At 40.8% G+C, this 22,380-nt stretch carries 23 protein-coding genes; 21 read left to right on the top strand and 2 right to left on the bottom strand.

Features of this window, described 5'->3' with window-relative positions; genetic code table 11:
• Window position 1 precedes the first annotated feature (1 nt).
• The 12 genes from AA0X95_RS18645 (at window position 2) to AA0X95_RS18590 (ending at window position 12,241) form a co-directional block, all read left to right on the top strand.
• The gene (locus tag AA0X95_RS18645) at window positions 2-769 is read left to right on the top strand and encodes an ABC transporter ATP-binding protein (RefSeq protein ID WP_413300453.1); all 768 of its coding nucleotides are present in this window, start codon (window positions 2-4) and stop codon (window positions 767-769) included.
• On the top strand, window positions 762-1,469 hold the full coding sequence (locus tag AA0X95_RS18640; protein ID WP_413300451.1) for an ABC transporter ATP-binding protein: 708 nt from the start codon (window positions 762-764) through the stop codon (window positions 1,467-1,469). Before AA0X95_RS18645 ends, AA0X95_RS18640 begins: the two co-directional genes overlap by 8 nt.
• Before the next feature lie 91 nt (window positions 1,470-1,560).
• Window positions 1,561-2,775: an ABC transporter substrate-binding protein gene (locus AA0X95_RS18635; RefSeq protein WP_413300449.1), complete on the top strand. Its 1,215-nt coding sequence runs from the start codon at window positions 1,561-1,563 to the stop codon at window positions 2,773-2,775.
• A 363-nt stretch (window positions 2,776-3,138) separates the two neighbouring features.
• Window positions 3,139-3,261 (top strand): hypothetical protein, encoded by a 123-nt coding sequence (locus AA0X95_RS18630; RefSeq protein ID WP_413300447.1) that lies wholly within the window; start codon window positions 3,139-3,141, stop codon window positions 3,259-3,261.
• Window positions 3,262-3,373: 112 nt separating this feature from the next.
• A complete protein-coding gene (locus AA0X95_RS18625) occupies window positions 3,374-4,327 on the top strand; it encodes an MBL fold metallo-hydrolase (protein ID WP_413300445.1) in 954 nt (317 codons plus the stop codon).
• Window positions 4,324-5,844 carry a class I adenylate-forming enzyme family protein gene (locus AA0X95_RS18620; protein WP_413300443.1) on the top strand — a complete coding sequence of 507 codons (1,521 nt, stop codon included), beginning with the start codon at window positions 4,324-4,326 and terminating at the stop codon, window positions 5,842-5,844. The genes AA0X95_RS18625 and AA0X95_RS18620 overlap by 4 nt, the downstream gene beginning before the upstream one ends.
• Before the next feature lie 24 nt (window positions 5,845-5,868).
• Window positions 5,869-6,762 (top strand): R2-like ligand-binding oxidase, encoded by an 894-nt coding sequence (locus AA0X95_RS18615; RefSeq protein WP_413300441.1) that lies wholly within the window; start codon window positions 5,869-5,871, stop codon window positions 6,760-6,762.
• 62 nt (window positions 6,763-6,824) lie between these two features.
• Window positions 6,825-8,348 carry an aldehyde dehydrogenase family protein gene (locus AA0X95_RS18610; RefSeq protein ID WP_413300439.1) on the top strand — a complete coding sequence of 508 codons (1,524 nt, stop codon included), beginning with the start codon at window positions 6,825-6,827 and terminating at the stop codon, window positions 8,346-8,348.
• A gap of 19 nt (window positions 8,349-8,367) precedes the next feature.
• Entirely contained in the window at window positions 8,368-9,579 is a 1,212-nt protein-coding gene (locus AA0X95_RS18605; protein WP_413300437.1) for an iron-containing alcohol dehydrogenase, read from the top strand.
• Between the two features lie 92 nt (window positions 9,580-9,671).
• On the top strand, window positions 9,672-9,881 hold the full coding sequence (locus AA0X95_RS18600; RefSeq protein WP_413300435.1) for a hypothetical protein: 210 nt from the start codon (window positions 9,672-9,674) through the stop codon (window positions 9,879-9,881).
• Window positions 9,882-10,045: 164 nt separating this feature from the next.
• Window positions 10,046-11,260: an acyl-CoA dehydrogenase family protein gene (locus tag AA0X95_RS18595; RefSeq protein WP_413300433.1), complete on the top strand. Its 1,215-nt coding sequence runs from the start codon at window positions 10,046-10,048 to the stop codon at window positions 11,258-11,260.
• Window positions 11,261-11,386: 126 nt separating this feature from the next.
• Window positions 11,387-12,241, top strand: a complete 855-nt coding sequence (locus AA0X95_RS18590) for a GNAT family N-acetyltransferase (RefSeq protein WP_413300431.1) — start codon at window positions 11,387-11,389, stop codon at window positions 12,239-12,241.
• Between the two features lie 45 nt (window positions 12,242-12,286).
• Here AA0X95_RS18590 and AA0X95_RS18585 read toward each other — a convergent pair whose 3' ends face one another.
• A complete protein-coding gene (locus AA0X95_RS18585) occupies window positions 12,287-13,048 on the bottom strand; it encodes a flagellar motor protein MotB (RefSeq protein ID WP_413300429.1) in 762 nt (253 codons plus the stop codon).
• A complete protein-coding gene (gene motA, locus AA0X95_RS18580) occupies window positions 13,032-13,829 on the bottom strand; it encodes a flagellar motor stator protein MotA (RefSeq protein ID WP_413300427.1) in 798 nt (265 codons plus the stop codon). Before motA ends, AA0X95_RS18585 begins: the two co-directional genes overlap by 17 nt.
• Before the next feature lie 343 nt (window positions 13,830-14,172).
• Between motA and AA0X95_RS18575 the strand changes: the two genes are divergently transcribed.
• From AA0X95_RS18575 to AA0X95_RS18535, 9 genes are all read left to right on the top strand, one after another.
• Window positions 14,173-15,015: a CheR family methyltransferase gene (locus AA0X95_RS18575; RefSeq protein ID WP_413300425.1), complete on the top strand. Its 843-nt coding sequence runs from the start codon at window positions 14,173-14,175 to the stop codon at window positions 15,013-15,015.
• Complete coding sequence (locus AA0X95_RS18570; protein WP_413300423.1) at window positions 14,984-16,057, top strand: protein-glutamate methylesterase/protein-glutamine glutaminase; 1,074 nt, start codon at window positions 14,984-14,986, stop codon at window positions 16,055-16,057. The genes AA0X95_RS18575 and AA0X95_RS18570 overlap by 32 nt, the downstream gene beginning before the upstream one ends.
• Before the next feature lie 216 nt (window positions 16,058-16,273).
• Window positions 16,274-17,896: a flagellar hook-length control protein FliK gene (locus tag AA0X95_RS18565; RefSeq protein ID WP_413300421.1), complete on the top strand. Its 1,623-nt coding sequence runs from the start codon at window positions 16,274-16,276 to the stop codon at window positions 17,894-17,896.
• Window positions 17,897-17,912: 16 nt separating this feature from the next.
• A complete protein-coding gene (flgD, locus tag AA0X95_RS18560) occupies window positions 17,913-18,350 on the top strand; it encodes a flagellar hook assembly protein FlgD (RefSeq protein ID WP_413300419.1) in 438 nt (145 codons plus the stop codon).
• Window positions 18,351-18,383: 33 nt separating this feature from the next.
• The gene (locus tag AA0X95_RS18555) at window positions 18,384-19,274 is read left to right on the top strand and encodes a flagellar hook-basal body complex protein (protein WP_413300417.1); all 891 of its coding nucleotides are present in this window, start codon (window positions 18,384-18,386) and stop codon (window positions 19,272-19,274) included.
• A gap of 68 nt (window positions 19,275-19,342) precedes the next feature.
• Window positions 19,343-20,308: a flagellar motor switch protein FliM gene (gene fliM, locus AA0X95_RS18550; protein ID WP_413310103.1), complete on the top strand. Its 966-nt coding sequence runs from the start codon at window positions 19,343-19,345 to the stop codon at window positions 20,306-20,308.
• Window position 20,309: 1 nt separating this feature from the next.
• Complete coding sequence (fliY, locus tag AA0X95_RS18545; RefSeq protein WP_413300415.1) at window positions 20,310-21,434, top strand: flagellar motor switch phosphatase FliY; 1,125 nt, start codon at window positions 20,310-20,312, stop codon at window positions 21,432-21,434.
• Between the two features lie 30 nt (window positions 21,435-21,464).
• Window positions 21,465-21,827: a response regulator gene (locus AA0X95_RS18540; RefSeq protein ID WP_413300413.1), complete on the top strand. Its 363-nt coding sequence runs from the start codon at window positions 21,465-21,467 to the stop codon at window positions 21,825-21,827.
• A gap of 70 nt (window positions 21,828-21,897) precedes the next feature.
• Entirely contained in the window at window positions 21,898-22,299 is a 402-nt protein-coding gene (locus AA0X95_RS18535; protein WP_413300411.1) for a flagellar protein, read from the top strand.
• The last annotated feature ends 81 nt before the right edge of the window (window positions 22,300-22,380 follow it).

Genomic DNA, 22,380 nt, shown 5'->3' with positions numbered 1-22,380 from the left:
GATGCAATTTTTGGAGACGAAAAATCTAACAAAGAAATTTGGTGGCCTTGTTGCCGTGAATCAGGTAGATTTTACGATTGAACAAGGAAAAATTAATGCCATTATTGGTCCAAATGGAGCCGGTAAGTCGACCTTTTTCAACTTAATCAGCGGCTTTCATCAACCAAGCTCAGGACAAGTGATTTTTAAAGGAAAGGATATTACCACGTTACCTTCCAATAAAATCGCAGAACTTGGAGTGGCACGAACCTTTCAAACAACGAATTTGTTCGAACAATCAACCGTTCTTGACAATGTCATCGTTGGACATCGCTTGCGGACAAAGTCCAATTTACTGGATGCCATTTTTCGCACACCACGCTTAAGAAGTGAAGAAGAAAAATGCCGCGAAAAAGCGATGGAAGTGTTGGAGTTCGTTGATTTAAAACAAGCAGCCAATAAACTCGTAGGCAGCCTAACGCAGGAAGAAAAAAAGCGAACGGCATTTGCATTGGCGTTAGCAACGGATCCTGAGATTGTTTTTCTTGATGAACCAGCGGCCGGTGTAAACCCGGATGAAACAGAAGGACTGGCAGATTTAATGAAAAAGATGGTAAGTAAAGGAATCACCGTTTGCTTAATCGAGCACAAAATGTCCATGATTATGAGAATTGCCGATAAAATTATGGTTCTGAATTATGGGGAAAAGATTGCCGAAGGCAGACCGGAAGAAATCCGTAATAATGAAATGGTTATTAAAGCTTACTTGGGAGGGAGCGCCATTGCTTAGTTTACAAAATGTCTCTGTCAAATACGGTAGCTTTACGGCCATTCAAAACGTGAACATTGAGGTTAATGAAGGCGAAATTGTAGTCCTATTGGGGTCAAATGGCGCTGGAAAAAGTACGACCTTTCGAACCATTAGCGGTCTAAGTAAGCCTGCCTCTGGAGAAATCCTTTTCGAAGGGAAAAGATTGAATCGAACATCAGCAGACCAAATTGTAAAATTAGGAATCGGTCAATGTCCGGAGGGAAGGAAACTGTTCCCTGCCATGTCTGTCCAGGAGAATCTTAGGATGGGTGCCTATGTTCACCGTGGAAAAAAGGAAGAATACAAGCATTCTCTTGAGCATGTATACGAGTTGTTTCCAATTCTGAGGGAAAAAAAGAACGATGCTGCAGGCTCTCTAAGCGGTGGACAGCAACAAATGCTCGCCATTGGCAGAGCATTAATGTCAAAACCAAAGCTGATGCTGCTTGACGAACCCTCTATCGGTCTTGCGCCGTTGATTGTGGAGCAAATGTTTGAAGTTATTCAAAAAATTAATCAAGAGGGGACTACCATCCTGTTAGCAGAACAAAATGCGAATGCGGCTTTAAAAATCGCTGATAAAGGCTATGTTTTTGAAAATGGCTCTATCGTCCTTCAAGGCACTTCAGAAGAATTATTTGCGAATGATGAAGTGAGAAAGGCGTATATTGGAGCTTAATAGTTGCTTCATACGCTTTTAAGGGGGTGAGGAACGGCTTATTACCACTGTCAAAATCTGAATATTTTTTAAAATATAAGGGGGAAAACCAATGAAAAGATTAAAATCTCTTTTGATGCTGAGTTTGATCTTCGTAGTTATTTTCAGTTTGGCAGCATGTAACAGCTCATCCAATGAATCAGCAAGCACGAAACCGGCTGCAGGAGGCGGCGGTGACAGTAAATCTGAAGAAACAGGTACAGTCAATATTGGTTATACTGGCCCATTAAGCGGCCCGGCTGCCTTTTATGGTGAGCGTACTTTAAATGGTGTGAAGATGGCGGCAGAAGAGATTAATGGTGCCGGTGGATTTGAAGTAGGTGGAAAGAAATACAAGCTGAATATTGTTTCATTGGATGACAAATACCTACCAAATGAAGCGGGAGCTAACGCAAAAAGGCTGATCCAGGAAAACAAAACACCGATTATTTTCACTCCGCACAGCGGTGGTGTCTTTGCACTTCAAGTATTCAACCAACAAGATAAATTCCTCATTGGTGCATATACAAGTGAACCGAAGGTGTCAGAAGTGGGCAATAACCTGACCGTTCGTATTCCTCCTCGTTATGATGGATATTTAAAGCCGTTTACAGACTATGAAATGAAAAAATTCGGTAAGAAAATTGCCTTTCTCCCAACTGCTTCACAATACGGAAAAGACTGGTCTGAAAAGCTAAAAGCACATTGGGAAAAAGAAGGTGGTAAGGTTGTTTATAACTCTGCCATCGACTTTGCGAAAGAAACAGACTTCTTCACGACTGTTACAAATGCTTTAAAGGAAAAGCCAGACGTATTGTTTATCGGTGGCGCATCTGAGCCAACTGCAAAAGTTGCGAAGCAAGCACGTGAGCTAGGCTTCAAGGGCGGCTTCATCGTAATGGACCAAGCAAAATTTGATGAAATGAAAAAGGTAACTGGTTCTTATGATATGCTAAACGGTTCAATCGGCGTTATGCCTCTTATTGAATCAAAAAGCCCGGCTATTCCTGATTTTGCGAAGAAATACCAAGAAAAGTATGGAGAGACTCCTGGATCAGAAGCGGGCCTCAATTACATTGCAATGTACATTTTTGTAGAAGCAATGAAAGCGGCAGGCTCTGTTGATGATGCGGAAAAAATCCAAGCAAAAATGCAGGATGGCGTAAGCAATATTCCTGATAATGTGAAAATCTATGACTTTACGAAATTTACTGGCGGCGGCTTCGATGGTGAATTAGAGGTTGCAGCGGTAGAGGACGGAAAAATCGTACCAATCAAGATTAAATAATAGGTAGCATATGAGATCTTCCCCCTTGTATATCATCCGACCCACTTGGGTGTTTAGTTTACAAGGGGGATTTTACTAGTTTTATGACATAATCTTCGGTTGCTAGAAATATAGTCTATTGGTCAACCCTCCTTTAGATGTGATTGGTCGGTCCTACACGACCGAAACAACAAAAAAAACGAAAGAACGGTCTCATATGAGGATTCTATGCGACCGCAACAACTGAAAAAACAAAAGAAAGGTCTCATAGGAGGGCTCTATGCGACCGAACCAGCTGAAAAAATAAAAGAAAGGTCTCATAGGAGGGCTCTATGCGACCGTAAAAACTGGAAAAACGAAAGGAAGGTCTCATAGAGGGGTTCTATGCGACCGAAACAGCTGGAAAAACAAAAGGAAGGTCTCATAGACGGGTTCTATGCGACCGAAACAACTGGAGAAACAAAAGAACGGTCTTATATGAGGATTCTAAGCGATCGAAACTTCTAAAAAAACGAAAGAACGGTCTCCTAAAAGAGCTCTAAGCGACCGAAACTTTTAGAAGTTCAAAAGATTTGGCGCATTCCAAGCCTCTTATCGTTCAGAAGGGAGGAGCCATCACATGTTTAAAATTGTTCCTCTAGAGCTACAAACACACTTTGCCGAAGGAACGGTTAATGCCTTCTTGGTCATTGGAGATACCGTTACCTTAGTGGATACGGGAAACCCTGGCAGAGAGTCCTATCAACAGTTAAAGAAACTACTACATAATCATAGCATTCAATTAACAGATATTGACCATATTGTCCTCACCCACATTCATATAGACCATGCTGGTGCCATTCCATACCTTCAAGAAGAAGTAGATATTCCAATTTTTGTACATGAACAGGCGGCCGTGTCCATCAACTCTGATCTTCAAGAGTATGAAAGAGTTCAGCAATTTTTTGACCAGTTTGTAACAAGCTGTGGGGCCGACCCGGAAAAGCATATTATTAAGCGTCCTTTTCATGAGGAAATATGGAGGAATGTCACTTTTTTAAAAGAAGGAGACCAGGTTCCTCTAGGTGGAAGGAAGTTTGAAGTAGTGCATGTCCCAGGACACAGTCAATGTGACATGTTGCTGTGGAGCCGTGAGACGGGGGAAACATTTGCTGGCGATCATTTATTAAAGGCCTTTTCCGTGAATGCCTTTATTGAACCGCCGAATACGGGGGAACTGAGTCGACCGCGACCATTATTACAATATAGGGATTCGATGGAAAAAGTCAGTCGGCTGCCTTTAGGAACAGTATATCCCGGCCATGGGGAGGTATTTACTGATCACGTATCATTAATCAAAACAAGATTGAGTGAACAGGAAAAACGCTGTGAACAGATTCTTTCTATTCTTGATAGTGGCGGAAAAAGTATTTTTGAGATTTGTAGCGTGATGTATCCTCGATTAAACGGTAGAACTGTGTTTTTGGGGCTATCTCAAATCCAGGGTCATTTAGATTTGCTAGAGCAAAGACAGCAGGTAAGTTACGAAAAACAAGGTTCCATAGTGGTGTACCGAAAGGAGCGGATTGGATGAATCTAAAGGAATTGCTTGAAACAAATATTACTAATTTTGGAGAGTACCCTTTTTTATTTTTCAAAGAAAAGTCCTACACAAATGTGGAAACGAAACAATTTGCAGACCAATTTGCTCATGGCCTACGAAAACTCGGAATTAATAAGGGCGATCGTGTCATGGTTTGCATGCCCAATTGTCCGGAAGTCCTCTTTTCCTATCAAGCAATCACAAGAGTGGGTGCAATCATTGTACCAGTGATGTTTACGCTTCACCCGAAAGAGCTTCACTATATCGCGGAGAAATCTGGTGCCAAAGCAGTGATTACCTCTTCGTATGTGTTAGCTAATGTGGAAAAATCGCTTGAAGGATTATCAGCCAAACCAGAGGTAATTGTGGTCGACCAGCCTTCGTCGAGTCAGGTGAAAAACTTTTACGAGGTGATGGTTCAGGACAATTGTCCTCTAGATGAAGGGGTAACAGAAGAAGATACCGCGGTAATTTTATACACCTCAGGAACAACTGGAAATCCAAAAGGAGTTCTCTTGACCCATAAAAATTTATTTTCTAATGCTGAAAATTCGGCGAAACATAACGAAACAGAGCGGGGAACAACACTAGGGGTCCTGCCGCTTGCCCATGTCTACGGCCTGACGGTGTCCAATGTATGCTACTTAACAGGCAGCTCGATTGTTGTTTTTTCAAGCTTTGATATTAAAGAAGTGTTTAAAGCCATTGAAATCTATAAGATTCGGACGTTTTCCGCGGTTCCGGCGATGATTCATGCGATGTTATCCTTTCCCGGGGCAGACCAATATGATACCTCCAGCTTGGAATCGGTCGGTTCAGGTTCAGCGCCTCTGCCAGTGGCGTTACTCCATGCGTTTGAACAAAGGTTTGGAGCGAAGGTGTACGAAGGCTATGGGTTATCAGAAGCTGCACCGGTTGTGACGGCACATCGGAAAGGAATCGAAATTAAACCTGGCTCCGTCGGGATTCCGATTCCAGGGGTAGAGGTGAAGGTTGTTAATGAGGAGGGCAAGGAGCTTCCTACCGGTGAAGTGGGGGAGTTGATTGTCCGTGGTGACAATGTCACGCCTGGTTACTATCAAAATATAGTGGAATCAAGCCGTGTATTGAAGGAAGGCTGGTTATATACAGGTGATATGGCACGAATCGATGATGAGGGCTATGTCTATATCGTTGACCGGAAAAAGGACTTGATTATTCGCGGCGGCTTTAATGTCTATCCACGTGATGTGGAGGAAATTCTTAACGCTCATGAACAGGTGTTTGAAGCGGCTGTTGTTGGCGTTCCAGATGAACGAATGGGTGAAGAGATGGTGGCTTGTGTCGTGAAGAAGCCAGATTCGGAAGTCACTGAAGAGGAACTGATTCGTTACTGTCAGGATCATTTGGCAAAAAATAAAACACCGAGAAGAATTGTTTTTCTAGAAGCTTTGCCTAGAAATGGCGTGGGGAAAATATTAAAAACACACTTACGCCAAACTGCGTCTGCAATTGTAATCAAACCGTAGAGGGAAATGAGGAGGAAAAGTAGTATGGAAAAAAGAACCATTTTAACGACAAGCTCGAGGGGGCTGCTGGAGGATTCCTTTCCGTATCGACTCTATCAAAAAGCGAAACGTTTAGGGACATGGAATCCTGCTGATATTGATTTCAGTCAGGACCAACGCGACTGGAGAGCGATGAATGAAGAGCAGCAGCAGGATATTTTACGCCTGATCTCTCAGTTTCAAGCGGGTGAGGAAGCGGTTACTCTTGATTTGCTGCCGTTAATTATGGCGATTGCCAAAGAAGGCAGACTGGAAGAAGAAATGTTCTTAACGACCTTCTTATATGAGGAGGCGAAGCACACAGAGTTTTTCCGACTTGTCTTGAATGCGATTGGGGAGAAGGGGGATATCTCCCATTTCCATACGGAGACCTATCAGAAGATTTTTTATGAAATTCTACCGACGGCGATGGAGCGTCTGGTTACCGACCAGTCTCCTGAAGCGATTGCGGAAGCATCTGTCGTGTATAACATGTTTGTTGAGGGCGTGTTAGCTGAAACAGGCTATTTTTCGTTCTATGCCGCTTTGGAAACAGCCGGAATTATGCCTGGATTGCTTGAAGGCATTGGGAACTTGAAGAAGGATGAATCCAGACATATCGGGTATGGCACGTTCCTTCTGCAACGATTGATTTGTGAGCACCCACATCTTTTTGATTTTGTTGCGGCTAAAATGGGCGAGTTGACGCCACTAGCAATTCGCCTAAACCAGGAAGGTATCGCAGGGAGGGAGGTTAGTTCATTCGGGGGGAATCCTGATGATGTCATGAATTTTACTCTCAAACAACTATCCGTCCGGATGGAAATTTTAGCGAGAGCCAGAGGCAAAAAAATCGAAGAGATTTATAGATATTCAGATAGTGAGTTGGGAGTTTTATAAAAGCGGATTAGGTAAGCGTTGTAAAAAATTAGTTGTCGAAGATTTGTAGAGGAGGAGTTACGATGACAGTAAAAGTTGAGGTGCAAACATTTCCTCATTTTATCAATGGGAAATGGGAGCAAGCCAGCAGTCAGGAGACCTTTGATGTGTATAATCCTGCCAATGGAGAACTGGTCGCAAAGGTAGCGAAAGGAACGAAGGAGGACGTCAATCGTGCGGTCATGGCTGCACGCGAAGCCTTTGACCAGGGTGACTGGAAAAACATGAAGCCGAAGGATCGCGCCAATGTTCTTTACGCCATTTCCTATCAAATTGCTGAACATGCCCAGGAACTAGCCTACCTAGAAGCAATTAGCTCCGGCGGAACGGTACGTCGGATCGGCAACAGTGACATTTTACAAATGGTCGACTTATTCCAAACATTAGCGAAATTTACGTTAGAATATCCATTTTCGGAAACGCTTCCAGTTCCACCGTTTCCGGGGCCAGCTCACAATTTCATCTGGCGGGAGCCGATTGGCGTGTGTGCCGCCATTACACCATGGAATCTTCCAATGGTGATTGCAACGTGGAAGATTGCACCGGCTTTGGCGATGGGGAACACCGTTGTCATTAAGCCTGCAAGCTACACACCGTTATCCACTTTGAAACTAGCAGAAATCATTTCAGCTGTGGTGCCTCCAGGTGTCATCAACGTGGTAGCAGGTCCAGGTGCGGATGTGGGCGAAGCGTTGGTGAGCCATCCAAAGGTGGATAAAGTGGCCTTTACCGGTTCTACAGAAGTGGGAAGAAACATTATGGCACTTGCATCAGGTACGATTAAAAATACCACCCTCGAGCTCGGTGGGAAGTCGCCCAATATTATTTTAGAGGATGCGGACTTGAACATCGCTCTTCCTGGAAGTTTGTTCGGCGTGTTTTTACACTCAGGTCAGCTTTGTGAATCTGGAACTCGCTTATTTGTACCAGATAAGCTATACGACCAAGTCGTGGAAGGGCTAGTGGCTCTTGCGGGGAAATTAAAGCTTGGTAATCCACTAGATCCGACAACGGATGTAGGTCCGGTTATTTCTAAAAAGCAGAAGGAATCCATTCTTTCCTATATTGAGTCAGGTAAACAAGAAGGTGCTACGCTTGTTTGCGGCGGTAAGGAAGTGAAGGTGGCTGGCTGTGAAGAAGGTCATTTCATTGAACCAACCATTTTCACGAATGTCACTAATGATATGAAAATTGCTCAGGAGGAGATTTTCGGCCCTGTTTTATGTGTCATCCGATATTCCGATTTAGATGACGCGATTAAAATGGCGAACGATACCATTTATGGTTTAGCAGCTGGAGTCTGGACACGTGATGTGAATAAGGCCTATGAGGTGGCTAGAAGACTTCAAGCTGGAGTGGTTTGGATTAATGACTGGCATATGCTTCGCAGTGACGCTCCGTTTGGCGGCTACAAGCAAAGTGGAATCGGACGTGAAATGGGCCAGCACTCCCTAGATGCCTATACACAGGTAAAACATGTTCATACATCGATGAGTCCTGAGCTTGAGAGACGCAACTGGTACGGTATTCTTTTTGGCCAAAACTAATGAAGAGGTGAAGATAACCATGAAAACAACCTTATCACAGTTCATGTTACGTACGGGGATCTATAGCGGCTCGAATTCACGGGCGATGGTTCCTAGTTTGTTTGCTGGTCTTGGTGCCAAGCGAGTGCTGCTTTTAAGTGATAGAGGACTAGAAAAAGCAGGAGTCGTGGAAAAAGTGGCATCCATTTTCGATTTAACAGGTCATGGCAGCGGTCCACAATTGGTTGGCATGTATCTAGATATTGCACAGGATGCCGAAAGCCGTTGTATTAATGATGCCGTCCGATATGCTCGAGAAATTGGAGCAGACTCCTTGCTGGCTGTCGGCGGCGGCAGTGTGCTTGATACGGTAAAAGGGGTGAAGTATGCGCTTCACAAAGGGCTTGCTGATATTAAGGAAGCTATTCCTGGTGGCTTGCTATATGAATCCTTTCCGAAGGCTTCATATATCCCTATTCCGCACATCGCGATTCCGACCACGGCGGGAACAGGTTCAGAGGTTTCTCCAATTGCTGTTGTTTTTAATGAAGATATACAAATGAAAACAAATATTATCAATCCATTTATCAGCGCCGATATGGCAATTTTGGATCCTGATTTAACAGTCGGGCTTCCGCCGCTGATTACGGCCTTTACGGGGTTTGATGCCTTAACTCATGCAATTGAAGCGTTGGCGTCCCCGACTGCTACGGGCTTAACGGATGCGTATGCTCTGCATGCGATTCGTTTGATTGAAAAAAATCTTCCTGTGGCCGTGGCCGACGGGGGGAACCTAGATGCGCGCATGGATTTATTGCAGGCGAGCTTAATGGGAATCACTGCGTTCAGCTTTGCTTTGAATGCGATTCCAGTTCACAACATGGCTCATGCGTATGGTGCATTGTTCCGTATTCCACACGGCCTGGCAAATGCTGTCTTTTTACCAGTAGTAATGGAAATGGTACCAGAGTTATATTTGCCGAAGGTGGCAGAGCTGGCCCAGGCATTGAATGTGGAAGTGGAGGGTGATGATACGCCACGAGAGGCATTGGCGAAGGTTGTGGAAAAAATTAGATTGCTTCAGCATAAGGTGGGCTTACCAGCTGATTTCAAACAGTACAATATTAGCGAGGAGGCGCTTCAAGCGGCGATCCCAGCTGTTATGAAGGACCCAGCATCCCTGAGCTTCCCAATGCCAGCAGAATTGATTGCGGCAATCGGCCAGAAAGTATGTCCGGTTGGGGTGAAGTAAGCTTTGGTATGGGGATTCTAGTTGGGGGACAGTCCCCCGGCGCGGTAGTGCGTTGAAGTGAATCGTGTGCAAAGGTACAGGTTTCTGTACCTTTGCTTCTTTCATTATTGGTTATGTTGGGTTGGCTGATGGGTGGAGAGGGCGAGGCGACAGTAAATGGGGGTTATGCGACATTAATGGGAGGCCATACGACAGTATGGGTAGCTTATCCGACAGTAATCAATGGCCAAACGACAGTTATTGGGGGTTATCCGACAGATAAGTTGGTATGCGCTGATTGGATGCGCGTATACGCTGATTGAGAGTGGTTATCCGCTGATTGAAAGGTTATGCGCTAATTAAAAACGCTTATCCGCTGATTGGGAAACGCTATCCGCCAATTAGAACAGCTCATCCGCCAATGAACAACCCCAATGAGAATTTTATATAAAAATCACACTCAAAACTCGAGAGGAGTCACAACAATATGATGGATTTTTCTTTTTCAGAGGAGCAGGAATTACTTAGAAAGACCGTTCGCCAGTTTGTGGACAAGGAGATTATGCCATATATTCGAGAATGGGACGAAAAACAGCATTTTGAGACAAGCATTTTGAAACGGCTTGCCGATTTAGGTCTAATGGGAGTCTGTATCCCTGAGCAATATGGCGGCAGCGGAATGGACTACAATTCATTGGCGATTGTCTGCGAGGAACTCGAACGAGGAGATACAGCCTTCCGTACCGCCGTATCAGTCCATACCGGCCTAAACAGCATGACACTCCTCCAATGGGGCAATGAGCAGCAAAAGCAAAAATATCTCACCGCACTAGCAAAAGGCTATAAAGTTGGCGCCTTCGGACTAACGGAACCAAATGCCGGGTCTGATGTGGCAGCAATGCAGACAACCGCCACCAAACAAGGTGACTATTACATATTAAACGGATCAAAAACATGGATCTCACTTTGTGATGTCGCGGATTATTTTTTAGTGTTTGCCTACACCGATAAAAGCAAAAAACACCACGGCATTTCTGCCTTTATCGTTGAACGCGAGTGGGAAGGGTTTTCCTCAAAAGCTATCAAAGGAAAGCTCGGAATCCGAGCCGGTAATACTGGCGAGCTCTTTTTCGATAACGTCAAGATTCCAAAAGAAAATCTCGTTGGGGAAGAAGGAGAAGGATTCAAAATTGCCATGTCTGCCCTTGATAATGGCCGTTTCACAGTCGCAGCCGGTGCATGTGGGACAATCATGGCCAGCCTTGAAGCGAGCTTGAAATATTGCCATGAACGAAGCACCTTTGGTAAAGAAATCGGCAGACATCAGCTCGTACAGCAAATGATTGCAAAAATGGAAGCAGGCCTGCAGCAGTCAAGGTTACTTGTTTTTAGAGCTGGATGGCTGAAAAATCAGGGGAAACGTAACACACGTGAAACGTCTCTAGCAAAATGGCAAGCCTGTGATTATGCCTATGAAGCGGCAAATGATGCGGTTCAAATCCACGGGGCATACGGTTTTTCCAACGAGTATCCGGTCGAAAGATACCTCAGAAATGCCAAAGCACCAGTCATCTACGAAGGAACACGCGAAATCCATACGGTTATGCAAGCAGAGTATGTCCTCGGTTATCGTGAAGATAAACCATTATCCAAGACCTTGCCCGCATGGCCATTCCAAGCAGTAGAAGAAGTGGTTAAATAATTAGACAATGAATCCCATTAGCAGCCTAATGGGATTTTTTTAATAGTCAGAAAATAGGTTGTAAGTGAGAGTGAAATTTGGTTTAATTAAAATAGACTAATGAGTCGATTTCAAAGGAGGAGTATTATGAATATCCAAATAAAAAGATTAACCGAATGCACGATTCAGGAAATTATCACCGCTTGGAATAGAGGCTTTGAAGGCTATTTTGTAAAACTAGAAATGACACCGGAACTGTTTTTCAATCGTCTCGTAAATGAGGGATTGTCGTTACCACATTCAATCGTGGCATTCGATGGGGAGGAGCCTGTTGCTATCGTCATGAATGGATTTCGAGAAATCAACGGGAAAAAGACTGCCTGGAATGGCGGTACCGGTATCGCTCCGGAATACCGGGGCAATGGGGTTTCTACTTTACTCATGGAAGAGATTCTAAAAATCTACGCGGAAGAGGGCTGCGAGGTCGCTACCCTTGAAGCAATTAAAGAGAATGAGAGAGCAATCCGTTTGTATGCGAGATTCGGCTATGAAGTAACCGATTCACTTGTCTATTTAGCAGGTACTCTCGAAGGGAAAAATAACTCTCACTTACAATCCGAGTTTATTCGTCCTGAGAAGCTACCAACCTACTCTTTTTATAAACAAAATGTTCCATGGCAGTGTCAATGGCAGAGTGTAAAGGCTGGTGAAGCACAAATCTATTTTGACGATAAACGGAATCCGGTAGGCTATTCACTTTTCAAACGAGTGTGGAATCAAGAAGGGCAGCTCGAGAAGGTATTTTTATTTCAAGTGGAATTACTGGGAGAGGTAACTGATGAAACGGTGCAAGCAGTTTTCTCGGCCATTACCGAACACCAAATCCATCCAATCAGCTATATGACCGTCAATGCTTCCCAATCAAACCCTGTCATCCAATACTTGTTGGAGCAAGGCTTCAAGAAAACGACGGAGCAGGTACAGATGGTGAAAACCTTATAAATTCAAAAAGCCAGCTTCCTTGTAAAATAGGAAACTGGCTTTTTATTACCCTTTACGCAAGATGACAATATTGACGCGGCGATTTGCCTGTTTGTGTTCTTTCGTATCGTTTGGAAAGAGTGGCTGGTACTCGCCGTATCCAACAAATTGCAATCGTTCTTTAGCAATACTTTTTGATTCAAAAAAATGAAGAACGCTTACAGCCCGTGCAGAGGAGAGCTCCCAGTTAGACTGATACTTTGAATTTTTTATCGGAACATTATCAGTATGTCCTTCAATACTAATCGGATTGTCTACAGTCTTGGCTAATCCGACTAATACATCAAGTGTCTTGAATGAGCTGGATTTTAAATCTGCATTTCCAGGGTCAAAAAGAATAACGTCTTTTAAAGAGATTTCTACTCCGCGTTTTGTATCTTGAAGAGTAATTACTGCTTCTAAATGGTTATCATTAATGTATTTTGTTAATTGTTCCTTAAGCTGGTTAAGCTCTAATTCTTCCTTACTTTGATCAGGTGCTTCTTCAGGAGCCGTTGCAGGCTGCTCATTTTCTTTTGGTTCATCAATTTCCTTATGAGAAGGCTTAGCGGACAAACCAGAATCTTTGCTTTCAATTTTTGTACCGGTTAATTCAGATTTGAATGCTTCCATAAGGGACTCGTATTTAGTTTTATCAACTGTACTTGATGCAAATAAAACGATAAATAAAGCTAGTAACAGTGTTAAGATATCTGCATATGGAATTAACCAAGACTCGTCAATATGTTCTTCGTGTTCCTCTTCGAATCTATTACGCCGTTTGCTCATGTGCCGCTTCCTCGTTCATATTTTCAAGCTTTTTTCTCTCGCTAGGCGCAATGTAGACAGATAGTTTCTTCTCTAATGCACTTGGAGACATACCTTGATAGACTGAGAGCAACCCTTCAATCGTTAGAAGCTTAAACTCTTGCTCACGTTTAGAAAGGCGTTTTAATTTATTTGCTAAAGGGTGCCATAAAACATAACCTGAAAAGATCCCCAGTAATGTTGCGATAAAAGCTGCTGAAATAGAATGTCCTAGTTTTTCAACATTATTTAAATTTCCTAATGAAGCAACAAGGCCAATAACAGCTCCAAGTACCCCTAATGTTGGAGCATAGGTTCCTGCCTGTGTAAAAATTAGTGCCCCAGTTTTATGGCGCTTATCAATAGCTGCAACTTCATCCAACAATACTTCTTCAATGAACTCGCTGTCATGCCCATCAATAATCATTTCTAGACCTTTTTTGTAAAAAACGTCTTCTGTTTCAAGGGCAACTTCTTCAAGTGCTAACAGCCCTTCTCTTTTGGCAATTTCTGCACATTTAACTAAACTGGAAATTTGGTCTGATTTTGATGGTTGTTTTGGTTCGATAAGGGAAATTTTTAACAAAATAGGAAATTTTTTAATCTCACTAAATGGAAAAGCTATAATAACTGCTGCTGCTGTTCCACCAAATATGATAAGATAAGCTGCCGGATTGTATAATGCTGATAGTGAAGCTCCTTTTAATACCATCCCGACTCCAATTGCTACCAATGCCAAGATAATCCCAATAATACTAGACATTATATTCTCCTTTAATGTTATCAAAAAGTTTTTGTATAGTAATTGTACGCTAATCATGAATTTTCGACAATATTGATTTTATTTTGATAGTGTCCAATTTTTTCATTTTTATTAATAAAGTAGAAGTAAATTCTCATTGTTTGATAAGTTTTTGAGTTTTTTTAAAAAGATAAAAATTAAAATCTAAAATTCTATTTGACGCTACTCTATTTATCTAGTAATTTTATACCTGAATTAATATGCCTTGCTTGAGTTCTTCTACCCAGCGATGCAGATAATTTAACCATTAAAAACATATAGCTGCTCTCCAATAAGGAAATGTAGCTAGAAATAAGGTGATCGAATGCATGAGAGTGGATTAACGAAATTAAGCCAGGTTATATATGACTATTGTGGATTAAGATTTAATGATCGGCTACCTATCCTTAGAGATAAGATTTCAAAAAGGGTAATGGAACTAGGGTTAGCCCATGATGAATACTATGACTTTTTGACATCATCACCAATGGAATGGGATGTATTAATTGAGTTATTAACTATTAATGAAACTTACTTTTATCGGGAGGAACATCAATTAAATGAGTGTTGCTCCACTATTTTGCCCAAGTTAAGAGGTGGGATTAGAAACCGTCCTCTTAGAATTTGGAGCGCCGCCTGTTCGAGCGGAGAAGAGCCCTATACAATAGCAATGTTAATTCAAGAAACCGGTCAATATTTACCGGGTTCTATAGAGATTATTGCTACAGATATTAATAAGAAGGTTCTTCAAAAAGCCGAAAAGGGTTGGTATCATAATAATTCGTTTGCATTTCGGAGGATCCCGGAAACATTATTGAAAAAATATTTTGTTGAAGAAAATGGTGGCTATCAAATTAAAGAATCCATAAAAAGAATGGTTAAATTCAATTATTTGAATCTCCTTAACGAGGAGGATATGGCTGAAATAGGTGAAGTGGACATCATTTTTTGCAGGAATGTTTTGATTTATTTTGATCAAGATAATACAAAGCGGGTTATTCGGAGTTTTAATAAAAATCTAGCTTTGGGTGGCTATTTATTTCTTGGTCATGCTGAATCAATAACTGATACGAATCTAGGCTTTCAAAAATTACGCTCTGACAAGAGTTTTTATTATCGAAAGGAATCTGATCAGGATGAAACAATACGGTGTATTAGTAGTCGATGACTCAGCATTTATGAGGAGAGCGATTAGTCTAATGCTAGAAGAGGACCCACGTTTTTTTGTGATTGGCATTGCAAGAAATGGTGTGGAAGCTGTCGAAAAGGTTAATCGACTAAAACCCGATCTTGTCACCATGGATGTGGAGATGCCTGAAATGAATGGAATAAGTGCATTGGATCAAATCATGAAGACAAATCCAGTGCCTGTTGTCATGATAAGTTCCCGGACTCAAGATGGGGCCCAGGAAACCCTACAGGCTCTTTCTCTGGGAGCTGTTGATTTCTTTTTAAAAGATAACCTGATTAGAAATCGGAATGGCGAGAATCAAAGTAAAGAATTTATCGAACGTTTATCCGGGATTTTAGAAACTAAATGGTCGTATAGTCTACCAATAGAACAATCCCATGAAAATGACAATAATGAAGAGAATTACCTTAAACAAAAAGAATCTGCTGAACCAATCAAACCCCAGCAGAATGCTGATATGGTTTTAATTGGTTGTTCAACAGGTGGGCCAAAAGCATTACAAACGATACTGCCTAATTTCCCTAAAAATTTCCCAGTGCCAATCGTGGTTGCGCAACATATGCCACCAGGCTTTACGAAACATTTAGCCGATAGGTTTAACTCATTATGTCAAATGGAAGTAAAAGAAGTTCAAAATAACCAAGAAGTTAAAGCAGGGACAATATTTATATGTCCTTCTGGTTATCAAACGCGTTTTGAAAAAAAAGAAGATACAATCGTGTTTAAAGTGGATAATCATGATGATGGTCAAGAATTATACAAACCTTCTATAGATTTAACTCTTAGTTCGGCAGCGCCTATTTTTAAAGATCGACTTTTATCCGTGATATTAACTGGCATGGGTGTTGACGGGACGAAAGGATGCGGCCTTGTGAAACAGTTTCGTGGAAAAGTCTTCGTAGAAGCTGAGGATACTTGTATTGTTTATGGTATGCCTAGGGCTGTAATGGAAGCGGGATATGCTGATAGGCAATATGAATTGTCAAGGATGTATAAAGAAATAACTGCAAATGTTTAACAGTAAGGTGGAATGAAAACAAGTAGTGCCTAGTATGCTACTTGTTTTTTTATAGATATATAACTTCGAAAAGCCAAAAACCATCAAAAAAATAGTTCAAATTGGATAAAAATAAAATAGATTTCGTTACGAAAAATTTCATGACGAAAACAGGACTATGAGGTATAATGTAGATTAATTGCAGTACAGAAGTAAAATTGAGAGGAGGTAACCTGTTTGGGGTTTACTCAAATTGACATCAAAATAAATCAAACAAATCAACAGAATGGTGGGAGATCCAAGACTACCTTACAATCCGATAATTCTGGAAATTCCTTTGAACAAGTACTATCAATGTTTAATTGTTCAAGTCAAACACACGAGATGGGCAAACAGGAATCTGAACTCTCTACTCAAAAAACACCTAATCCATTAGGAAGCTCTGAACTGTTAAAGCCGATGCAAGACGAGGCTCTAATTAATTTGACTAATTTGGGTGGAGAAAATCCACAAGGTTTAGCAAAAGTAATGGCATATGACCCAATTAACTTAGAAAAATATACTGCTGGAATCGATAAATTTATTCCAATATTTAAATTAGAACCGTTATATTCTTTAGTGAAAATGAATACAGAAGATGTCGACTCTTCACAAGAAAAAACTCAGTTACCATTAGTAAGTCTTTCAGGTGAAACGAATCAGTCAGATTTATTAAATATCACTAGTGAAAATGACCAACAGAATCCGTTAAATTTTAGTGACGACGATTGGGATAAAATTGATGCTGTCTTGACGGCATTAATTGCCGGAATACAGCAAATGCAGCAGAAAACAGAAGCACCCCAAAATCTACAATTGGATATCGATTCTCCATCATTTGTTTCTCAAATTGATTCCTATACCCTAGCTAAACCAGTTGAAGAGGTTAGCAATTTTATAGTTCAAGAGTTGCAGAGGGGAAAAGAATTAAATTTGTCACCCTTGGAAATAAATCAGTTGCTAGAAAAACTAAACAAGTTACTTGGAGAAATAAAAGGGCAAAATTCTATTGAAATACCAACTAATATTAATAAGAAAATTCAGATAATTTTGAATGGAATGCAATCTGAGACACAAGATCAGTATATTCCTAATCAAGTATCACAACAAAGGTTAAGCTTGGATAAAAATCAAGTGACTTTCACAGCTGTTCCCATTCCTCAGATAGGAAAGACTGGACATGAGGGAAATCGAGTGGCAAGAATGACTGCCGCCCCACATTCGGAGGATACTACGACAATCAATATCCCGACAGTTTTGTTGAATAATCAACAAAAAGTAATAGGTAATGAGTTGAAAGCAGAAACCTTAACTCCTAATCTAGAAGTTTCTGATTTTGCTCCGGAAGTAAGCGAATGGATTGGTCGCTTTATGAAGGTAACTGAAGGTAAATCAGGAAGTACGGAAGCAAAATTTTCTCTATTTCCTGAACATTTAGGTCATATTGAAATTAAAGTAAGTTCTAATCATGGAGAGATATCAGCCCAAATATTGACCGATACACCAATGGCTAAGGAAGCCTTGGAAGGGCAACTTCAACACTTAAAGTTAGCATTACAGCAGTATGGATATCAGGTGCAAAAACTTGATGTAGTCCAGCAAACTCCTGTAACTGTAGATTCTAATCAGGCAGGCCTATCCTTTTCTCAAGATGGATCCCAATCATCTCGTGAACAGCGTACATTTACTTCTTCATCGGAGAATGGACCAAAAGAACAAAAGGAGATGGCTGAACAAATAGAGCAAACGAGAGAGGTTTTACCTATTACATATGGGGGAGCTACTCAAAGGACTACCTCACGAATCGACTTCACTGCATAGGAAGGAGCCATTGGAAATGAGTAATTGGGTGGATGTTACTTCAGTTGCTAAAAATAATTCAATATACAATAATGTAAAGACTTTTGAACAAAAGAGTGCCCTTGGCAAGGATGAATTTTTAAAAATCTTGACAACACAATTAGCAAATCAAGATCCGTCAAGTCCTCTTCAAGATAAAGACTTCATTGCACAGATGGCAACATTCAGTTCTTTAGAACAGATGACAAACCTTAATAAGGCATTTGAAAAATTTACAGGCAATCAAATGAGTCAATTTGCAGCAGTAATTGGCAAAGAAGTTAGCTGGACTCCAGATGGTGCTGTAGGACCTGTAACCGGCGTGGTTAAAGGGGTTTCAAGTCAGGAGGGTAATTATTTTTACCTTGTTGGAAATGAAAAAGTACCTATGACAAAAGTTACTGAGATAAAGCAAGTTACAACAGAAACGAACTAATATCTAAAAAATAGCAATTAGGAGGAATACACAATGTTAAAGTCGCTTTACTCTGGGATTTCTGGAATGAAGGGGTTTCAAACGAAACTTGATATTATAGGAAATAATGTTGCGAATGTAAATACAGTTGGTTTTAAAAAGGGTCGTGTAATGTTTCAGGATATTATCAGTCAAAATATGGCGGGAGCAACTGCACCATCAGGTAATAGTGGAGGAGTAAATCCGAAGCAAGTGGGACTTGGTACAAAAATAGGATCTATAGATACCGTATTTACTCCTGGAAGTCCAATGACTACAAATGTGGGTACGGATCTTGCCGTTGATGGAGATGCGTTTTTTGTGGTAAGTCCAGAGTCAACCGGTGGGGGTACTTACTTAACTAGGGCAGGAAATTTTACACGGGATGCAAATGGAGATTTAGTTACTTCTAACGGATTCTATGTTTCAGGCGTTAATGATACTGGAGTATCATTTCCGATTAACATCAAATCAGATCAACAAGCTAATTTGAATTTTACTTCATATTCAATAGATACAAATGGTTATATTTATGTTGTTCGTGAAGACGGAGCTAGCGGTAAATTAGCTTACGACACAAATACAAAAGAATACTATTTGAACCAGACTAACGACCAAACAAATGATATATCCTTGGCTACCGCTGTAGTTTCTAATCCTGGCGGTTTAACAAAAGTGGGTAACACCTTTTTCCAGGAAAGCGGAAATTCGGGACCAGCAATGGTTGGACGAATTGAAGATAATAAAGGTGGTACAATTAACTCTGGAATTTTAGAAATGTCAAACGTTGATTTAACGGAAGAATTTACAGAAATGATCGTTGCACAACGTGGTTTCCAAGCAAATGCAAGAACGATTACTACTTCGGATTCTATTTTAGAAGAAGTTGTCAACCTAAAACGATAGTATCGTGAATAATGACTAAGAAGATTCAATAACTCAGGGAAGAGTTAGGGGGATGCCCTTTGGCAGATGTGTTATCGCAACAAGAAATAGATGCTCTATTATCAGCACTAAATAGTGGTGAGATTCAGGCATCAGATGTAACAGTGAAGGAAGAAAAAGTAAAACTGTATGATTTTAAGCGCGCAATGCGTTATTCAAAAGAACAATTACGAAGTATTACAAGAATTCATGAGAATTTTACACGTTTATTAACTTCCTATCTTTCGGCTCAGCTTCGAACCTACGTTCAAATTCAAATTGATTTGGTAGACCAGGTGAACTACCAAGAATTTATCGCGTCTATCCCCTCGCGAACTATTTTGAACGTATTTCAAGTTAATCCGATGGATGGCAAGATGATTATGGAAATGAACCCTCAAGTGGCCTATGCAATTTTAGAACGGTTGTTGGGAGGCCATGGGGATTCATCTTCCCGAAATGGGACATTAACGGAAATAGAAACGGTACTTATGCAAAAGATTTTTTCTCGTGCATCTGACATGTATCAAAGTGCATGGAAAAACATTGAAAATATTCATGTGAAATGGGAGACAATTGAATCCAATCCACAATTTATTCAAATATCGTCCCCGAATGACACGGTGATTGTTATCGCACTTCATGTAACGATTGGAGAAATTACGGGGAGAATGACATTATGTCTTCCACATCTAATAGTAGAACCTGTATTACCGAAATTATCAACGCATCAATGGCTTTCTTCCATGTCGAGATCAAGTGTCCCACAGCAGGATAAAATAAAGCAAAACTTGGACACAATTGGTGTGCCCGTCATTGCAGAGCTTGGCAGGGCGACACTACCCATTTCTGAACTTTTTAACCTACAGATTGGAGATGTGATCGGCATCGAGACCGGGAAAATTCAAGTCAAAGTAGGTCAAGTCACAAGATTTTTAGGGAATCCAGGCCTTCAAAAAGGACATTATGCAATCCAGATCGATCAAACAATCCACTCTGAAGGAGATGACATATAAAATGAACGAGGGGCTATTATCTCAAGACGAGATTAATGCACTGTTTAATCAAATGAATGAAAAAAACAGTATATCGATTGATGATTTCTTAAGCTCTATGGAGCAGGACGCTCTTGGAGAGATTGGAAATATCGCTCTAGGAAGTTCTACCACAGCATTATCTTCTTTACTGAATCAACGGGTGGAAATTACGACACCTACATTGTCTGTAATTGAACAGGAACAGATGGAAGAGCTAATAAGTGAAAAGCATGTAGCTGTTCATGTAGATTATACTGAAGGTATCCGTGGTAAAAATTTATTAATGATTAAAGAGAAAGATGCAAAAATTATTGCCAATTTGATGATGGGCGGAGATGGCACAATACTTGAACCTGAACTTTCAGAATTGCATCTTAGTGCTGTTCAGGAAGCGATGAATCAAATGATGGGCTCTGCAGCGACATCTATGTCGACTATATTTAGTCAAAAGGTAGATATTTCACCACCGACAATCGATGTACTAGGTTTCCCACCTAAGAAATTAGAAGATCTAGAAGAAGATATTATTCTGGAAATTTCTTTCCGATTGAAGGTAGGAAGTCTTATTGATTCAAATATGATTCAATTTATTCCTTTATCTTTCGGGAAGGAAATGATTCAAAAAATTCTATCTATAAGTGAACCTGCTCAATCAAGTATGGTTGTCGAGAAAGAAGTGGCTTCCCCACCAACAACTCAACCTGTTGCAGTGGAATCTGTATCCGTAACTCCAAAAGAAACAAACACTGTTTCACAAAACACTACACAAACGCCCATGAATGCGAATGTACAAAAGGTAGAATATGCTTCCTTTTCCGAGACCCCATCTGGAAGTTCTCATGCAGGGAATATTGATATGTTATTTGATATTCCACTAGAAATTACGGTGGAGCTAGGGCGTACAAAAATGCAAATTCGTAAAATCCTAGAGTTAGGACCTGGCGCCGTTATTCAATTAGATAAATTGGCTGGAGAACCTGTGGATATCTTAGCAAATCATAAGCTGATAGCTAAAGGGGAAGTAGTTGTAATTGAAGAAAGTTTCGGTGTACGAATTACTGACATTGTTAGCCCGATAGATCGTATAACCCAAATGACTAACTAACAATCTAGAAGAAAAATGGAGGAGAAAACTATGGCTAGGGTATTAATCGTTGATGATGCGGCATTTATGCGTATGATGTTGAAGGATATTTTAACAAAAAATGGACTAGAGGTTGCTGGTGAAGCTGTAAATGGAGCAGACGCCATAGATAAATACCGTGAACTAAATCCTGATATTGTGACAATGGACATTACAATGCCTGAAAAAGATGGAATTACTGCTGTTAAGGAAATTAAAGCATTTTCACCGCAGGCTAAAATCATTATGTGTTCTGCAATGGGCCAGCAGCCAATGGTGTTAGAGGCTATTCAAGCTGGTGCAAAAGATTTCGTAGTAAAACCATTCCAAGCGGACCGAGTAATGGAATCAATTAAAAAAGTATTGGGTAGCTAAAATTCAACTCTATTTTAGTCTACTTATCTTGTATGAATAGATATGAATTAAGCAGAAGGATGTGGGACTTTTGGCAACGCCACAGTTAGGTAATTGTCCTAAATGCAGAAAGCTTTACTTTCGTGTAAGAGATATTTGTGATGATTGTCATAAAAAAATTGAAGAGGACTTTTTAATAGTGGCTGCTTTTCTACGTGAAAATCCCGGCAGCACTCTTAAAGAAGTGAGTGACGAAACAAAGGTGTCCGTTGCTCAAATCCGTCAATTTATTTTATCAGGTCGATTAATTATGGGAAGTTTCCCTAATCTAACGTATCCTTGTGAAACATGTGGAACGATGATTCGAGCAGGCAGAACATGCAAGAACTGTATGAGTCGTATTAATCAACTGAATAACCAAAACAGTTCAGAAAAAGAGAACAGCCAAGATCGAAAAAATCAGTCTGGTGGCTACATAACTAATTACCTATAAGCTTAGGGCGAGATGTGAATGGAACAATAATGTAGTTCCTAACACTCTCGCTTTTTTTGCAAGATAACCTAAAATAAAAAA

It is taken from the genome of Neobacillus phoenicis (assembly GCF_047302305.1).
Classification (GTDB): domain Bacteria; phylum Bacillota; class Bacilli; order Bacillales; family Cytobacillaceae; genus Neobacillus.
Note: the sequence above shows the minus strand (reverse complement) of the source record. Positions and strands in the feature narration are given on the sequence as shown.

What these genes read in the sequence shown, in the direction of transcription:
- AA0X95_RS18610 (WP_413300439.1), top strand. Translation starts at nt 6,825, where the DNA reads ATGACAGTAAAAGTTGAGGTGCAAACATTTCCTCATTTTATCAATGGG.
- AA0X95_RS18585 (WP_413300429.1), bottom strand. Translation starts at nt 13,048, where the DNA reads ATGAGCAAACGGCGTAATAGATTCGAAGAGGAACACGAAGAACATATT.
- AA0X95_RS18540 (WP_413300413.1), top strand. Translation starts at nt 21,465, where the DNA reads ATGGCTAGGGTATTAATCGTTGATGATGCGGCATTTATGCGTATGATG.
- AA0X95_RS18645 (WP_413300453.1), top strand. Translation starts at nt 2, where the DNA reads ATGCAATTTTTGGAGACGAAAAATCTAACAAAGAAATTTGGTGGCCTT.
- fliY (WP_413300415.1), top strand. Translation starts at nt 20,310, where the DNA reads ATGAACGAGGGGCTATTATCTCAAGACGAGATTAATGCACTGTTTAAT.
- AA0X95_RS18625 (WP_413300445.1), top strand. Translation starts at nt 3,374, where the DNA reads ATGTTTAAAATTGTTCCTCTAGAGCTACAAACACACTTTGCCGAAGGA.
- AA0X95_RS18570 (WP_413300423.1), top strand. Translation starts at nt 14,984, where the DNA reads ATGAAACAATACGGTGTATTAGTAGTCGATGACTCAGCATTTATGAGG.
- AA0X95_RS18555 (WP_413300417.1), top strand. Translation starts at nt 18,384, where the DNA reads ATGTTAAAGTCGCTTTACTCTGGGATTTCTGGAATGAAGGGGTTTCAA.
- AA0X95_RS18615 (WP_413300441.1), top strand. Translation starts at nt 5,869, where the DNA reads ATGGAAAAAAGAACCATTTTAACGACAAGCTCGAGGGGGCTGCTGGAG.
- AA0X95_RS18605 (WP_413300437.1), top strand. Translation starts at nt 8,368, where the DNA reads ATGAAAACAACCTTATCACAGTTCATGTTACGTACGGGGATCTATAGC.
- motA (WP_413300427.1), bottom strand. Translation starts at nt 13,829, where the DNA reads ATGTCTAGTATTATTGGGATTATCTTGGCATTGGTAGCAATTGGAGTC.
- AA0X95_RS18635 (WP_413300449.1), top strand. Translation starts at nt 1,561, where the DNA reads ATGAAAAGATTAAAATCTCTTTTGATGCTGAGTTTGATCTTCGTAGTT.
- flgD (WP_413300419.1), top strand. Translation starts at nt 17,913, where the DNA reads ATGAGTAATTGGGTGGATGTTACTTCAGTTGCTAAAAATAATTCAATA.
- AA0X95_RS18590 (WP_413300431.1), top strand. Translation starts at nt 11,387, where the DNA reads ATGAATATCCAAATAAAAAGATTAACCGAATGCACGATTCAGGAAATT.
- AA0X95_RS18575 (WP_413300425.1), top strand. Translation starts at nt 14,173, where the DNA reads ATGCATGAGAGTGGATTAACGAAATTAAGCCAGGTTATATATGACTAT.
- AA0X95_RS18630 (WP_413300447.1), top strand. Translation starts at nt 3,139, where the DNA reads ATGCGACCGAAACAGCTGGAAAAACAAAAGGAAGGTCTCATAGACGGG.
- AA0X95_RS18595 (WP_413300433.1), top strand. Translation starts at nt 10,046, where the DNA reads ATGATGGATTTTTCTTTTTCAGAGGAGCAGGAATTACTTAGAAAGACC.
- AA0X95_RS18620 (WP_413300443.1), top strand. Translation starts at nt 4,324, where the DNA reads ATGAATCTAAAGGAATTGCTTGAAACAAATATTACTAATTTTGGAGAG.